The following is a 15,257-nucleotide window of genomic DNA, read 5'->3' as shown; positions in this document are numbered from 1 at the left end:
ACCCCGGCGAGTTTCGGTAGTGAGATTCTGTCTCGCTGGGTCTCAGCGCAACCGCCCGTCGACCAGCGCACCAGCGAACCGCCCCCACGCCTCACGCCCGACCGTGGCATACGGCAACTCCGGATGCTTGGAGTCCCGTACGGCGATGAGGGGGCCGTTTTCGGCGACCTCGACGCATGCGTTGCCTGACGCCTCCGAGTGCGAGGACTTGATCCACTTCAACTCGGGCAAGGCGGCACCTCTTTACAGTTCTCCGGCGATTCCGAGGATCAGATCCCTCGACTCGTTCGGATTCAACGCCACCTGTTCGACCAAGTCCAGTCGCCTGCGGAAGTTGGCCAGTTGGGCCGGTGCGTCGAAGAAGACAGCACCAAGCGGAGAGTCCACCTCGACAGTGTCCAGGTGAGGGCTGGCGGCGGAGACGTACATCATCGTGTCGCCGGCCATGGGGAAGCCTTCTGCGGTGAACGGGATGACGAGCAGCCGGATGTTGGGGCGCTCGCTCTCCTCCAGAAGATGGTCCAGCTGAGCTCTGGCCACTTTGCGGCCTCCGATACGCATGCGGAGGGCCGCTTCGTGGACCAAGCCGACGTACGGCACTCCCGGCTCGTTCGCGACCACGGCGTGACGGGTCAGACGGTGAGCGATCCTCAGTTCAACTTCCAGGCGGGGCAGGGCCGGTACGAAGAGGTCGAAGAGCGCCCGGGCGTGGTCCTCGGTCTGGAAGAGGCCAGGGACGTGCGCTGTCTGGAGAGTGCGCAGGCTTGTGGCGTGGTGCTCCAGCTCTGCCACATCAAGGAAGTCCGGTGGGATCTTGCCCCGGTACTCGTCCCACCAGCCCTTCGAGCGACCGCCAGTCATCGCGGCCAGCGCGTCGATCAGTTCGGAGTCGTCGCACTCGTAGATGCTCGCCAGTCGGCGGAGCCGTTCCTCGCTGATGCCGAATCTGCCCGACTCGATGTTGGAGATCATCGTGCGGTCCGCTCCGAGCCGCTCGGCCGCGACCGGTGCGGACATGCCGATCGCGTCGCGCAGCCTGCGGAGCTCAGCGCCGAATCGACGCTGACGGATGGTGGGGGCCTGCCGTGGTGCCATGGGTCAACTCCTCGTTCGCGCGCACAGTTTGCCGATCTCTGGAGTGGGGTGTCCATCGGGATCGCAGAGAATACCCGTTTGAGTGAAGCGAGTAGCACGCGTTTTAGTTTTGCCGTTAGCGTCTGATCCCGGACCCACTCCACTCCCTCGCGAGGTGAACGATGGATGCACTGGCCCTGCCCGCTCCCTTCAACGCGACTCCCACCCGTGTCGGCTGGGACGCCTCGGCTCTCGACTCTCACCGCCCCGTTGCGGAAGCCCGGCATCGCGCCCGCGTGTGGGTCCAACAGCACTGGAAGCTCCCGAAGCTGGCTGACTCGGTAGAGCTCGCCGTCGGGGAGCTGTGCACCAATGCCGTACGACACGGCGGTGGGCTCACGGGATTGGAACTGATCCTGGCGGCGTGCCGAGAGTACGCACCGCCTGTGCTGCGCGTGATGGTCATCGACCACGCTCCGGAGCTGGTACCCGAACTGACGAACGACTACGACCCGTTCAGTGAGTGCGGCAGGGGGCTGCACCTGGTCGCGGCTCTGTCGCACCGGTGGGGATGGCACCGTACGGGCTTCGACGAGAAGCAGGTCTGGTGCACCTTCGCCTTGGACGAAGCGCGGCGATCTCCCCGTCGAGCGCTGTGATGAGCAACTCGGGGTTGAAGGAGTGAACTGAGGGGCTGCTCAAAGGGCTAGCGACCCCCCAGAATGATCACTCCGGAATCAAGCCGGTGGATCCGGGCTCAGCTGCACGCGGCCGCGTCCGTCGAAGTACCTGACTATCTCCTCGTCCGCCATCAGCCGTCCTCGTAGCGGGGCAGCTCCTCGGAAAAGTCGCGGGGCGCCTTACACTCGGCCAGCTTGTAGGCGTGCTCGGTGAGGCGGTAGGCGACGTCGGGCAGAGTCTGTCGCAGTGTCGCGCCAGTGGCTTTTGCATCTCCGCCGATACTCACCTCGGTGATGACCGCATAGGCCGCAGAGGCGTTGTAGGAAGGGACTACGGGAGGAGCGCAGGACACGTACCCTCCGCCTCGGTGTCCTCGGGATCGATTCGATCCACAGCTTCGATGCCGTCGACGGAGACGCGGATGATCCGGCTGCCACCACCGCTTCCCCGATAACTCTCGAGCCATTTCTCCCATGAGAAATGGCTCAGAACCGCTCGATCTCCTCGCCGTCCGGGATCTTGTAGCAGCCGGAGACGACGGTCAGGCGGAGGCTCGGCGGATTTTCCGTGGCGCGGAAGGCGATTTTGACGCTGGCCTTCTTCTCGTCGTTGTCGGCCGTGAGAGTGAGGTTCTTGTTCTTGCTGGTGTCCGGCCCGTAGTCGACGACCTTCCAGCCGTGCTCGGGCAGCTCCTCCTTGAGCCGCTCCATCACGTCGCCGTCGAGGTCCCCGGCTGACGCCGGAGTGAAGGTCCACGGGTGAAAGATCTGGAAGTACTTCTCGCGGTCCCTGTCCGAGCACTCCGTGACGCCGGCACCGGTTTCGGACGCCTTTCCCTTGATACCGATCAGGTCGTATATCTCGCTGGAGACTGCCTCCGTCGCGTCGGCAGCGTCCCCCGAGGTGCTGGTGCCTGCGAGTGGGATGTCGTCGGAGTCGTTGGCATTGGTCATGCTGCATCCGGTGAGGGTCGTGAGGGTGAGGGACACGAGGAGCGCCGGGGCGCCTAGTTTGGTCTTCAAGTCGAGGGGCCTCGATTGGTCGGACCGGGACACGGCCCGGTTATTTCGTCGGGCATTTCATGGGTTGGTCGTCAGTGGCGCGGGCCGGGACCTCCGGCCCTCTACTTCACCCTCGCCCATGGGTTCGGCGGCTCCTTCAACTGCACCTGATCATCACGCCCTGCCACGACCACGCCCTGGTTCTCCAGACTGATGGTGTTCTCTTTCCAATAGTCGCTGTGGCCTTCGGTGTCCGTGGTCATCTGGTTGGCACCGAAGCGTTCGTCACTGGGAATGGTCCAGGGGCCGTCCCAGTCGGTTCCGCCATGTCCGTAGCGGCCGATATCCGGGACGGGGTCCGCGTCGGCCTCCTGGTTCCAGACGTGTCCCGCGGGCACGTCCATCTGCTCGGCCTTGCTCACCTGGACGCCAGGGCTGCCCGCGAGGATCACGTCGTCCACGTTCAGGTCTCCCTGCCGCGCCGCGGAGCCGACGAGCGTCGTGCCGTACGAGTGACCGATCGCCGTACGGTGAGCCTCTGAGTCGACGGTGCGCGACGCGTCGAGTCCGTCCACGAACTGGTTGAAGGCCGGAGCGCCGTCATTCGCGTAGTGACTGAACGGCGAGTCCGTCACGATGTTCTGCGGGGCGTCGTACCCGAGCCAGGTGATCGTGGAGACCGATTCACCGGAGGCTGCTTCGACATCGGCCACACGCCAGACGTTGACCATTCGGTCGATGTCCCCGCCGATGCCCCCCAGATTCGACGTCGTACCCGGCACATAGACCGCCTGGTGATCAGCCGTGTCCGGGTTCCCGTTGGCGACGATCGCCCGGCCGTTGCCCTCCGCGCTGAATCCCAGGAGGTATGCCTCGGGCAGGCCTTTGACGCCGGTCTGGTCGAAGCGTTTCTGGATGCTCTCCATGCCCTTGAGGGACTTGTTGATCTGCGTGTACCGGTCCCCATACTTGTTGTGCCATGCCATCCACTCGTCCGTGTGCACCTTGGACGGGTACGGCCCCGAGGTGATCCACGTCCATTCGTTGAGGGGCGGCTTCGGCATCGAGTTCAGTTCCATCTGGAGGCGGCCCTGCGTCTCGTTGAGCACGATGCGGTTGGCCTCGTCCCGGATCGTGGACGGCAGTCCGTCGAGCTTTCCTACGACCTCGGGGTGCGCGGACGTCCAGGCCGCCTGCTCCTCCGGGCTGAGCCCCTTCCACCAGGCCGCGTTGTCCTTCGGAGTGCCGTCTGTGGGTGGTTCAGGCAGGGAGTTGAGGTATTCCTTGCCAGCCTCGCGCACACCACCCATGTCCGAGTGCGCGTCGGCCCAGTCCCGCTTGGAGACGGTGAGGTCGTCGTCGGCCTTGAGCGCACGCAGCCTCGGTGCCCACTTCGCGTCCGCGTCGGTGGCCTCCTGCAGGGCATCGGCGATCCGGTTCGCGTACTCCTGCGCCCTGCCGTAGTTCGGGTTCGGGTGGATGTTGGCCGCCTGGCGCTCCACCGCCGAAGCCGTCGGATCCGTGGGACCTCCCGTACTCGTGACCGTGCCGCCCTGCGGGACCTTGCCGTCGACTTCCGTGCCGCCGGCCGGATAACTGACTGAACCGTCCGCGCCCACCGTGCAGTTGTTGGCACGCGCGTCCTCGAGTGCCGCTTCCAGCTTGCGCTTGGCCGCAGCCATGTCGAATGCGAGACCGTTCAGCGCGGTGCTCACCAGACCGCACTCGGTCTGCACATACTGGAAGTTCTTCGACAGCTCCTTCAGCTCACGTTGTGCAGCATTGGCTGTCTCACCCTCGAGCTTCGCGAGTCGCATTCCCGCACAGATCTGGTTGTCGATCGTGTCCTTGGCCGTGCTGGCCATGTCACCCGTCGCCCGGTACCCGTCCGCCGCGTCCTCGTATTCGGTGGGCTTGAAGGCCTTCAGCGTCGCAAGGTCCATGGCCGTGGATCACTTCTCCTTCGCTTGGCCGCCGACAGCTTCGGTGTCCTGGTACTTCGTCCGGATCCTGTCCAGATCCTCCTTGAGCGCCGAGTCGGGCTTCGCCAGGTCATGCCCCGACTGCTCAAGCAGCCCGCCCAAGTCACCGCAACGGCCACTCACCTTGTCGACGTACTTCCTCCAGGACTCGTACAACTCCTTCTGCGCCACCGCTGCCTGGCACCCGTCCATATCACCGAGACCCGTCTGCCCGTCTCCCAGCGTCGTCAGCGCTTTGGTGATGCTCTCCCGCAGCAAGCCGACGTCATGTCCGGCCTTGGCCCACGCGGCTTTCGAGGACTTCAGCCCGCCGGAGCCGCCATCACCACCGCCCCACTGCGGGTCACCGTTGTCACCGCCACCTGAGCTGGAGGCTCCCTGATCGGCCGGCATCTGGTTGAGCTGCATCTGCGCGGACTGCTGCTCGACCGCCGCGGCCTTGAGCTGCTCCCACTCATCCCACGCCATGCGTGGCCCCTCCCCGTTTCTCGTCGTGCACCGACAAGCTGTTGCGAACGTGTGACAGCAACGCCGCGGTGATCGAGAACTACCGTAACGCGCCGTCAACAAGGGCCTCATCCGCACCTGTGACCAAGGCGCGTGAGTATCCGTACTCATGCGAAGCGGAGCATCGTCGACCAGTCGTCGAGCAGGCCGAAGTCGGCGCTGCGAAGGGCGTCGAAACCCATCAGTTCTTGCCCTTCTTGTCATCCGATTCGCCGTAGATCGAGTTCTTCTCGCCAGGAGAACCGACACGCTCGTCGAGGCCTGCGTCCAGCAGGTCGATGCTGCTCAACTGCCGACTGTCAGTCCTCAAGCCCACCCGACTCGAAGTAGTCAATGCTGGTGAACCACCACACGGCCATCACGACCATTGCCGTCGCGCATGAGAGCAGCAGAATTCGCCGGGCCCGATACCCCGCTTCCGACGGCTCGTTCGCCTCCGGGGCGCTGAAGCGGCGGGCCTGGAAGCGCCACCAGAGCGCCTTCTGGTCGACCAGTCCCATCCAGCCGAGCCAGAGGGAGAGCAGAAGCAGGAAGATCCCCACACCGACCATCAGAACGTCCCTCCCGACGTCAAGTACGCCACGTACGACAACCCAACACGCCCTCGGCGCACCTCAACTCGCCCTCCGCACACCTCAATAAACCCTCTCCGCCACCAACCCCACCTGCACCAACGGCTTCCCCCTCCGCCGAGACACAAAGACCCCCCGCCCCGCAGGCATAGGCCGCGGCCGAACCCCACCCAGCAGGTCCCCCTCGCCCGGATCGCCGGCCAGCACGACCCCCTGCGCCCCCAGCTCCTTGACGCGCTGCATGAACGCCTCGTACGACGCACGCCCCGCGCCCGCCGTCGAGCGCGCGATGATGAACCGCACGCCCACGTCCCGGGCGAACGGCAACAGTTCCGTCAACCCGGCCAGCGGATTCCCGCTCGATGTGGCCACCAGGTCGTAGTCGTCGATGACGACGAACACCGTCGGTCCGCTCCACCAACTCCGGTCCCGTAGTTGCTGCGCGGTCACGTCGGCGGTCGGTGTGCGGCGTTCCATGAGGCCGGCCAGGGCGGACACGTGGTGGTCCATGGCGTTGGACATGGGGATGTACTCGGCCAGGTGGGAGGACGGGGTCACGTCCAGCAGGGCGCGGCGGTTGTCGATGACGAACAGCTTGGCCTCGTCGCCCGAGTAGCGCTGCGTCACCTGCTTGATGAGCAGTCGCAGCAGGTTCGACTTGCCCGACTCGCTCTCGCCGAAGACGAGGAAGAACGGGTCCTGTTCGAAGTCGACGAAGACCGGTTCGAGGTTGTCCTCGTCGAGGGCGAAGGCGACGCCGCGGCGCGGGAAGCGGTCGCCCGGAGGCAGCTGCTCGGAGGGGAACTCGCGGGGCAGCAACCGGACTTCGGGTGCGCCGGGCGCCTGCCAGTGCCGGGAGACCTCGGTGGCCAGTGCCGCCGTGGCGTCCGCCAGGTCCGTGTCGGAGGTCAGGCCGTCGATGCGCGGCACCGCCGCCATGAAGTGCAGCTTCTGCGGGGCCTGCCCGCGGCCGGGCACGCCGGCCGGTACGTTCGCGGCCACCTTGCGGTCCAGCTCGGAGTCCATCGTGTCGCCGAGCCGCAGCTCGAGGCGGTTCATCAGGTGGTCCTTGAGGTTGGCCCTGACCTCCATGGAGCGTGAGGCCGTCAGGATCAGGTGGATGCCGTAACCAAGGCCACGCGACGCGATGTCGAGGATCACCTGGTCCATCGCCTCGTAGTCCGCACGGAAGTTGCCCCAGCCGTCGATGACCAGGAAGACGTCGCCCCACGGCTGATCCGTGACCGAGATGTCGCCCCGGGCCCGCCGCGCCCGGAACTCCGCGATCGACGAGATGCCCGACGAACGGAAGTACTCCTCCCGACGCGTCAGTACCCCGTACACCTCGGCCACCGTCCGCCGCACCCGCTCCGGATCGAGACGCGAGGCGACGCCACCCACGTGCGGCAGTCCGGCCACCGCCGACATGCCGCCACCGCCGAAGTCGAGGCCGTAGAACTGGACTTCGTACGGCGTGTGCGTGAGCGCGAACGCCGAGATCAGGGTCCGCAGCAGGGTCGACTTGCCGGACTGCGGACCGCCGAGGATCTGCATATGGCCGGCCGCGCCGGAGAAGTCCACCCAGAGCGGGTCGCGGCGCTGCTCGTACGGCTTGTCCACCAGGCCCGCCGGTACGACCAGGCGGCCGGCGCCTTCGTAGTCCGGCTGCGTGAGGCCGCGGCCCTGCACCGCCGTGAGCCCGGGCAGGAGCCCGTCCAGCGACGGCGGGCTGTCCAGCGGCGGCAGCCACACCTGGTGGGCCGCCGGACCCTGTGCCTCCAGCCGGCGCACGATCACGTCGAGCACGGTGTCGGCGAGCGCGTCGTCGACCTCCGGACCGTCCGGAGCCGAAGGGCGCTGCTGCGGCACCGGCGCGTACTGCACCGGCACCTCGGCCGCCGTGAACAGCACCGGCCGCCGGTCCACCGGCAGCGGGCCGCCGCCCAGCGACGCCCGCTGCGTGCCGGAGCGGTAGACCCCGGAGACGTACGCCGCCTTGAAGCGCACCATCTCGCCGGTGCCGAACTTCAGGAGGCCGGAGCCCGGGACGTTCGGCAGCTCGTAGGCGTCCGGTACGCCGATCGCCGCCCGGGACTCCGCGGCGGAGAAGGTACGCAGACCGACCCTGTACGAGAGATACGTCTCCAGGCCGCGCAGGCGGCCCTCCTCCAGGCGCTGCGACGCCAGCAGCAGGTGCACGCCCAGCGACCGACCGATACGACCGATCTGCACGAACATCTCGATGAAGTCCGGCTTCGCCGTCAACAGCTCACTGAACTCGTCGATCACCAACACCAAAGAGGGAATGGGCTGCAGCGCCGCACCAGCCGCGCGCGCCTTCTCGTAGTCGTGGATGTTGGCGTAGTTGCCCGCGTCGCGCAGCATCTCCTGGCGGCGGTTGAGTTCGCCGCGGATGGAGTCGCCCATGCGGTCGACCAGGGTCAAGTCGTCGGCGAGGTTGGTGATGACGGCCGCCACGTGCGGCATCTGCGCCATACCGGCGAAGGTCGCGCCGCCCTTGAAGTCCGCCAGGACGAAGTTCAGCGTCTCGGACGAATGGGTGACCGCCAGGCCCAGTACCAGGGTGCGCAGCAGCTCCGACTTGCCGGAGCCGGTGGCGCCCACGCACAGGCCGTGCGGGCCCATGCCCTCCTGCGCGGCCTCCTTGAGGTCCAGCATCACGGGGCGTCCGTCCTCGCCGACACCGATCGGCACGCGCAGCCGCTCGGCCAGCGAACGCGGCCGCCAGGTGCGCTGGGTGTCGACGGACGCCGCGTCACCGAGGTTCAGCAGGTCGGTGAACTCCAGGTTGGCGAGCAGCGGTTCGTCGTCGTCCCCGCCGGTGGCCATCCGCAGCGGGGCGAGTTGCCGGGCGAGGGCCTCGGCGGATTCGTACGAGAGGGCGTCGGGAGTCCCTTCGTAGGCGGCGCCGTGCGCGGACTCCAGGTGCAGTGCCTCGGGCCGTACGACGATGGAGAGTTCGCCGCCGCCCGTGGTCAGCTCACCGGGAACGACCTCGAGGACGGTGACGCCCTGCAGCCCTTCGGGGTTGGCCAGGACCGAGTCCGGAGGCAGGGATCGACCGTCGAGTACGACGACGATGTGGGGCTCCTCCGGCAGGGGCGCCGCGTTCGGGTGGAAGCGCGGGCGGCCGGTCAGCCGGGTGGCGAGCAGGTTCTCCAGTTCGCGGGTGTCGCTGTCGATCAGCCTGCGGCTGCCCGCGCCGTCCACGGCGCCGGGGGCCTGGACGTGCGGCAGCCACTTGGCCCACTCCCAGTGGGGCAGGTCCTCGCGGCCCGCCGCGACCACGATGAGCAGGTCCTCGGGGGAGTGCAGTGCGGCCAGCGAGCCGACCATGGCCCGCGCTGAGGACCGTACGGACTGTGGCTCGCCGCTGATCGTGACGTGGTAGAAGGCGCGCAGCGAGACCGCCATCGGCAGGTCGTCCAGGGTGCTGTGGACGGCGAGGAAGCGCTGCATCGCACCCGCGGTCAGCGGCTCCAGCTGCTCGACGGGGCCGGTCTCGGGGGCGACCAGGGTGCTGGCGAGGGACTGCGAGCCGAGGCCGATGCGGACCTGGGCGAAGTCCTCGTCGCCGGGGCGGCGTTCCCATACGCGGCTGCCCTCGGCGACCAGGGCCCACAGCTGCTCGGGGGAGGGATGAAGGAAGTACTGCGCGTCGCGCTGGGCCTTCGCCGTGTCGACTGCCGTGCGCCGGGTCTGTGCCAGGTAGCTCAGGTAGTCGCGGCGCATGTCCGCCAACTGCCCCTGGTTGCCGCGGCGGAAGCGGATCGCCATCGCGACGCCCATGGCGATCGTCGAAGCGATCATGATCATGCCCATGATCCTCATGAAAGGATGTGCGTTGGGCATGAAGAAGAACACCACGGAGCCGCCCATGCCCAGCATGGGCAGCAGTTGCATCAGCATGCCTTCCTGCTGTCCCCGCGGCAGTTCGGGCGGAGGCTGCAGGACGATCTCCCGCGTGGACACTTCGGACGGCAGCACCCGAGGCGGGCGCTTCACGACGATGTGGCTCACTTTCACCCATTCTCTTGACCGGCCCGAGAGTCCGTCCGCCGCCCCGTGTCGGGCGGACGCAGCCGCCGGGCGATCCTACTTACTTCGGCTGAGGCAAGAGGGCGGTAGGGTGCCCCATGTTCGCGTCAGCACACGCGAGTTGAGCCAGAGCAATGGGGCATTTCGTGTGATCCGGCGGGAAGCGGAATCCTGGCGGCGGCACGACGGCACCGTTCTCGCCACCTCGCCGCATCGGCGGTCACAGGGGGCGGGAAAAACGGCGCAGGATGTCCATACCGCAGGTACAGAATCATCACTGAGGGGGAGCAGCAGGTGAGCATGACGGCCTCCGCGGCAGTCACCGGGGGAGGACCCGGTACGGGAACTCCTGTCGGGACGGGCACAGGCCTCGGCTTCTGCCGGGTCACCATCGTCGCGCCGGACAGCCGGATCGACGTGGCGCTGCCCGACGACATCCCGGTCGCGGACATCTATCCGGAGATCCTCAGGCTCTCCCAGCAGAGCCCGGCCCAGAGCGCACCCGTCGGCTACCACCTGGTCCGCCGGGACGGCACCGTCCTCGACAGTGCCCGTTCCTTCGCCGCCCAGCGCATCCTCGACGGCGAACTCCTCACACTGCGCCCCTTCTCCGAGTCGCTGCCCCCCGCCGTCTTCGACGACGTCTCCGACGCGGTCGCCTCCGCCGTGACCAGCGAACGTGCCTTGTGGAGCGACGACTTGACGCGCGCCGCGGGCCTCGTCGGAGGAGGCGTACTGCCGGTCCTGCTCGCCTTCGTGGCCTGGACGGGCGACCCGCTCCACGACATGCACAGCCTGCCCGGCATCCTCGCCGGGGTCGTCGGTGTCCTCCTGGTCGTCCTGGCGTGCGTACGCGCCCGGGTCTACGCCGACCGGGCCTCGGCCATCGCCCTGGGGCTCGGCGCCCTGCCCAACGTCGGCGTGGGCGGCTCGGGTCTCCTGCCGCTCGCCGACGGACAAGGCATCGGCAAGCTCCAGTTCCTCCTCGCCTGCGCGGCGGTGCTGCTCGCCTCGGTGCTGCTCACCCTGTGCTCGCCGAGCGGGGACGGGCCGTTCGTCGCCTTCGTCTTCGCCTCCGCCATCGGCCTGCTCGCCCTGTTCGCGGCGACCCTCGCCGACTGGACACCTGCCGAGATCGGCGCCCTGTGCGCCCCGATCGCCGTCGGAGGCCTGGCCTTCCTGCCCGGCCTGTCGATGCGCTTCGCCCGGCTTCCGATCGGCTTCGACACCCCGGACACGACCCCGCGCAGCGCGTACGACACCGACCCCGCCCCCCAGGAGCCGGTCGACGCCGAGCGGGTCGCCGCCAAGGCGCGGCGCGGACACGAACTCCTGGTCGGCCTGGTGGGCGGCTGCGCGCTGATCGCCGTCGGTTCCTCGGCCGTCCTCGGCTTCTCCTCGAACGTCTGGGCCCAACTCCTCGCCCTCGCCACCGGCGTGGCCCTGCTGATGCGCGCCCACCTCTTCCGCTACACCGCCCAGGTCGCCCCCGTCCTGGGCGGCGGCCTCGCCTCGCTCATGCTGCTCGGCCTCGGACTGGCGCTCAACCCGCCGAAGGCGATCGACCGCGCCGACCTCGACCTCCGGACCATCTGGCTCGTCGCGGCGATCGCCGCGGTGGCCGCCCTCGTCACAGCGATCGGCCTGATCGTCTCCCGCGGCGGCCTCACCCCGTTCTGGGGCCGCTTCCTGGAGATCGCCGAGGGCTTCGTACTGCTGACCCTGGTACCGCTGGCACTGGCCGTCTTCGACGTGTACGCGACGGCTCGGTCGATGACCAGCTGACGGGGCGGCGAACGCCCGAGAGGCCGACGAGACGCGTCCCGTCGGCCCCGAACGGCCGCCGCGGCCGCGAGCTCTCCTCGTACCCCGAGCGGCTACTCCGCCGCGAGCCCTCCGTTGTGCGGAGCCGGTTCCAGGTCGAACTCCCCGTCCCGGGCGCCCAGTACGAAGGCCTGCCACTCCGCCTCCGTGTAGCGCAGCACCGTGTCCGGATCGAGGGACGACCGCATCGCCACAGCACCGCCGGGAAGGTACGCGATCTCAACGCGCTCCTCGTGCTCCTCGGTACCCGGCGCGCTCTGCCACTCGACGCCGGAGATGTCGAGTGCGTAGAGCTCGTTCTTCTCCCGCTCCTTGCGCGCCTTGACGTCCTCGTCCTGCGCCTCGACGCCCTGGTCCTGTCCCTCGGCCATGGTGCGACGGCCCCTTCCTGAGGTGCGAATGAACTGTGTGTTCACCCTACTTGGCCTGCCAGGTCTGACGCTGGGCAACTGCAAGGTCACAGTCCGGAAGATCACCTGAGACCGCGAACCCCTGGCAAGAGGCGTGCACAGCTGCTGGTACCCTGTGTAACGGCCGTATGCGTACGCGCCCTCGGACCGCCCTCCCAAGGGCCCTGGAGGACGCGCCCAGCGGATCCCCGCCTCCCGAGTAACGGAAGCTCCCCTGAGAAGTGGACCAGGGGCACTCGATGGCTATCAAAGAAGACTACGAGGAGTACGCGTGTCGCTCGACGCCGCTACGAAGAAGCAGATCATGTCCGAGTTCGGCCAGAAGGAGGGCGACACCGGCTCCCCCGAGGTCCAGGTCGCCATGCTCTCGCGCCGGATCTCGGACCTGACCGAGCACCTCAAGACCCACAAGCACGACCACCACTCCCGTCGTGGTCTGCTGATCCTGGTCGGTCAGCGTCGCCGCCTGCTGCAGTACCTGGCCAAGAAGGACATCCAGCGCTTCCGTGCGCTGGTCGACCGCCTCGGCATCCGCCGCGGTGCGGCGGGCGCCCGGTAAGACGCCGTGAAGGGAGCGGTTCCCACACTGAGGGGGCCGCTCCCTTTGCTGTACGTGCGGAGTGTCGCCGCCCCTTTGTAGTGTGGTAGCACAACACAAGACGTACGACACGACGTGGTTCCGCGACAGCGCACAGCGACGGCGTGGACACCACAACTGAACGAGGAGAAGCGCACCTCGCCGCCGCCGGTCCTCGGTAGTGGCCCCCGGGGGAATGCGAACCCCGGGTGCTTCGATCGAAGACCGGCCCGCACCAGACGGAGCGCTTCTCCGACGTCCACCCGCCACACGGGCGGGACGGGACGAAAGACGAAAAGCATCGGAGAAAACGCTAGTGGAGAACGAGACCCACTACGCCGAGGCCGTTATCGACAACGGTTCCTTCGGCACCCGCACCATCCGTTTCGAGACGGGCCGTCTGGCCCGCCAGGCCGCCGGCTCCGCCGTGGCTTATCTCGATGACGACACCATGGTTCTGTCGGCCACCACGGCTTCCAAGAACCCCAAGGACCAGCTCGACTTCTTCCCCCTGACGGTGGACGTCGAGGAGCGGATGTACGCCGCCGGCAAGATCCCCGGCAGCTTCTTCCGCCGTGAGGGCCGCCCCTCCGAGGACGCGATCCTCACCTGCCGTCTCATCGACCGCCCGCTGCGCCCGTCCTTCAAGAAGGGCCTGCGCAACGAGATCCAGGTCGTCGCCACGATCATGGCGCTCAACCCCGACCACCTGTACGACGTCGTGGCGATCAACGCCGCGTCCGCGTCCACGCAGCTGGCCGGTCTGCCCTTCTCCGGCCCGATCGGCGGCGTCCGCGTCGCGCTGATCCGCGGTCAGTGGGTGGCCTTCCCGACGCACACCGAGCTCGAGGACGCCGTCTTCGACATGGTCGTCGCGGGCCGCACCCTGGAGGACGGCGACGTCGCGATCATGATGGTCGAGGCCGAGGCCACCGAGAAGACCATCCAGCTCGTCAAGGGCGGCGCCGAGGCGCCGACCGAGGAGATCGTCGCCGCCGGTCTGGACGCCGCGAAGCCCTTCATCAAGGTGCTCTGCAAGGCCCAGGCCGACCTCGCCGCGAAGGCCGCCAAGCCGACCGGCGAGTTCCCGATCTTCCTCGACTACCAGGACGACGTCCTGGAGGCGCTCACGGCCGCCGTCAAGGACGAGCTCTCGCAGGCCCTCACCATCGGGGGCAAGCAGGAGCGCGAGAGCGAGCTGGACCGCGTGAAGGCGCTCGCCGCCGAGAAGCTGCTCCCGCAGTTCGAGGGCCGCGAGAAGGAGATCTCCGCCGCGTACCGCTCGCTGACCAAGTCCCTGGTCCGTGAGCGCGTCATCAAGGAGAAGAAGCGCATCGACGGCCGCGGCGTCACGGACATCCGTACGCTCGCCGCCGAGGTCGAGGCGATCCCGCGGGTCCACGGTTCCGCGCTGTTCGAGCGTGGCGAGACCCAGATCCTGGGCGTCACCACCCTCAACATGCTCCGCATGGAGCAGCAGCTGGACACCCTCTCCCCGGTGACCCGCAAGCGCTACATGCACAACTACAACTTCCCGCCGTACTCCACCGGTGAGACCGGCCGCGTCGGCTCCCCGAAGCGTCGCGAGATCGGCCACGGCGCCCTCGCCGAGCGCGCGCTCGTGCCGGTGCTGCCGCTGCGCGAGGAGTTCCCGTACGCGATCCGTCAGGTGTCCGAGGCCCTCAGCTCGAACGGCTCGACGTCGATGGGCTCGGTCTGCGCCTCCACCATGTCGCTGCTGAACGCCGGTGTGCCGCTGAAGGCCCCCGTCGCCGGTATCGCCATGGGCCTCATCTCCCAGGAGATCGAGGGCGAGACGCACTACGTGACGCTGACGGACATCCTCGGTGCCGAGGACGCCTTCGGTGACATGGACTTCAAGGTCGCCGGCACGAAGGAGTTCGTGACCGCGCTCCAGCTCGACACCAAGCTGGACGGCATCCCGGCCTCCGTCCTGGCCGCGGCCCTGAAGCAGGCCCGTGACGCCCGCCTCCACATCCTCGACGTGATGATGGAAGCGATCGACACCCCGGACGAGATGTCCCCGAACGCCCCGCGGATCATCACCGTGAAGATCCCCGTGGACAAGATCGGCGAGGTCATCGGCCCCAAGGGCAAGATGATCAACCAGATCCAGGAGGACACCGGCGCCGACATCACGATCGAGGACGACGGCACGATCTACATCGGCGCGGTCGACGGACCCTCCGCCGAGGCCGCCCGCACCACGATCAACGGCATCGCCAACCCGACCATGCCGGAGGTCGGCGAGCGCTACCTGGGCACGGTCGTCAAGACGACCACCTTCGGTGCGTTCGTCTCGCTGCTCCCCGGCAAGGACGGTCTGCTGCACATCTCGCAGATCCGCAAGCTCGCCGGCGGCAAGCGTGTGGAGAACGTCGAGGACGTGCTCGGTGTGGGCTCCAAGGTCCAGGTCGAGATCGCCGAGATCGACTCCCGCGGCAAGCTCTCCCTCATCCCCGTGATCGAGGGCGAAGGCGACGACGACAAGAAGGACGACACCGACAAGTGACGTCGAGTAGCTCCACGGCGACGGCCCGCACCTCCTC

12 protein-coding genes are annotated in these 15,257 nt (G+C 67.9%); 4 read left to right on the top strand and 8 right to left on the bottom strand.

Going from position 1 to position 15,257, the window contains the following annotated elements; genetic code table 11:
* Positions 1-42 precede the first annotated feature (42 nt).
* Positions 43-231, bottom strand: a complete 189-nt coding sequence (locus tag IEZ21_RS42520; RefSeq protein ID WP_189327173.1) for a DUF397 domain-containing protein — start codon at positions 229-231, stop codon at positions 43-45.
* A gap of 12 nt (positions 232-243) precedes the next feature.
* Positions 244-1,095, bottom strand: coding sequence for a helix-turn-helix domain-containing protein (locus tag IEZ21_RS42515; protein WP_189327172.1), 852 nt, complete (start codon positions 1,093-1,095; stop codon positions 244-246).
* 161 nt (positions 1,096-1,256) lie between these two features.
* Here IEZ21_RS42515 and IEZ21_RS42510 point away from each other — a divergent pair, with 161 nt between their 5' ends.
* A complete protein-coding gene (locus IEZ21_RS42510; RefSeq protein WP_189327171.1) occupies positions 1,257-1,733 on the top strand; it encodes an ATP-binding protein in 477 nt (158 codons plus the stop codon).
* A gap of 507 nt (positions 1,734-2,240) precedes the next feature.
* Here IEZ21_RS42510 and IEZ21_RS42505 read toward each other — a convergent pair.
* From IEZ21_RS42505 to eccCa, 5 genes are all read right to left on the bottom strand, one after another.
* Entirely contained in the window at positions 2,241-2,777 is a 537-nt protein-coding gene (locus IEZ21_RS42505) for a hypothetical protein (RefSeq protein WP_189327170.1), read from the bottom strand.
* Positions 2,778-2,878: 101 nt separating this feature from the next.
* Positions 2,879-4,699, bottom strand: coding sequence for an alpha/beta hydrolase (locus IEZ21_RS42500; RefSeq protein WP_189327169.1), 1,821 nt, complete (start codon positions 4,697-4,699; stop codon positions 2,879-2,881).
* Between the two features lie 9 nt (positions 4,700-4,708).
* The gene (locus IEZ21_RS42495; protein WP_189327168.1) at positions 4,709-5,206 is read right to left on the bottom strand and encodes a hypothetical protein; all 498 of its coding nucleotides are present in this window, start codon (positions 5,204-5,206) and stop codon (positions 4,709-4,711) included.
* Positions 5,207-5,544: 338 nt separating this feature from the next.
* A complete protein-coding gene (locus IEZ21_RS42490; protein ID WP_189327167.1) occupies positions 5,545-5,796 on the bottom strand; it encodes a hypothetical protein in 252 nt (83 codons plus the stop codon).
* Positions 5,797-5,880: 84 nt separating this feature from the next.
* Positions 5,881-9,858, bottom strand: coding sequence for a type VII secretion protein EccCa (eccCa, locus tag IEZ21_RS42485; RefSeq protein ID WP_189327166.1), 3,978 nt, complete (start codon positions 9,856-9,858; stop codon positions 5,881-5,883).
* Between the two features lie 312 nt (positions 9,859-10,170).
* Here eccCa and eccD point away from each other — a divergent pair, with 312 nt between their 5' ends.
* Positions 10,171-11,661: a type VII secretion integral membrane protein EccD gene (gene eccD, locus IEZ21_RS42480; RefSeq protein ID WP_189327165.1), complete on the top strand. Its 1,491-nt coding sequence runs from the start codon at positions 10,171-10,173 to the stop codon at positions 11,659-11,661.
* 92 nt (positions 11,662-11,753) lie between these two features.
* Here the strand turns inward: eccD and IEZ21_RS42475 are convergent, their stop codons facing one another.
* On the bottom strand, positions 11,754-12,071 hold the full coding sequence (locus IEZ21_RS42475; protein WP_033326845.1) for a DUF397 domain-containing protein: 318 nt from the start codon (positions 12,069-12,071) through the stop codon (positions 11,754-11,756).
* Positions 12,072-12,381: 310 nt separating this feature from the next.
* On the opposite strand from IEZ21_RS42475, the gene rpsO reads away from it, so the two are divergent.
* Together rpsO and IEZ21_RS42465 are read left to right on the top strand one after the other, a co-directional pair.
* Positions 12,382-12,669: a 30S ribosomal protein S15 gene (gene rpsO, locus IEZ21_RS42470; protein WP_189327164.1), complete on the top strand. Its 288-nt coding sequence runs from the start codon at positions 12,382-12,384 to the stop codon at positions 12,667-12,669.
* Between the two features lie 334 nt (positions 12,670-13,003).
* Positions 13,004-15,220, top strand: a complete 2,217-nt coding sequence (locus IEZ21_RS42465) for a polyribonucleotide nucleotidyltransferase (protein WP_033326843.1) — start codon at positions 13,004-13,006, stop codon at positions 15,218-15,220.
* The last annotated feature ends 37 nt before the right edge of the window (positions 15,221-15,257 follow it).

It is taken from the genome of Streptomyces flaveus (assembly GCF_014647675.1).
GTDB lineage: Bacteria > Actinomycetota > Actinomycetes > Streptomycetales > Streptomycetaceae > Streptomyces > Streptomyces flaveus.
This window is presented reverse-complemented; position numbering and strand designations above follow the sequence as displayed.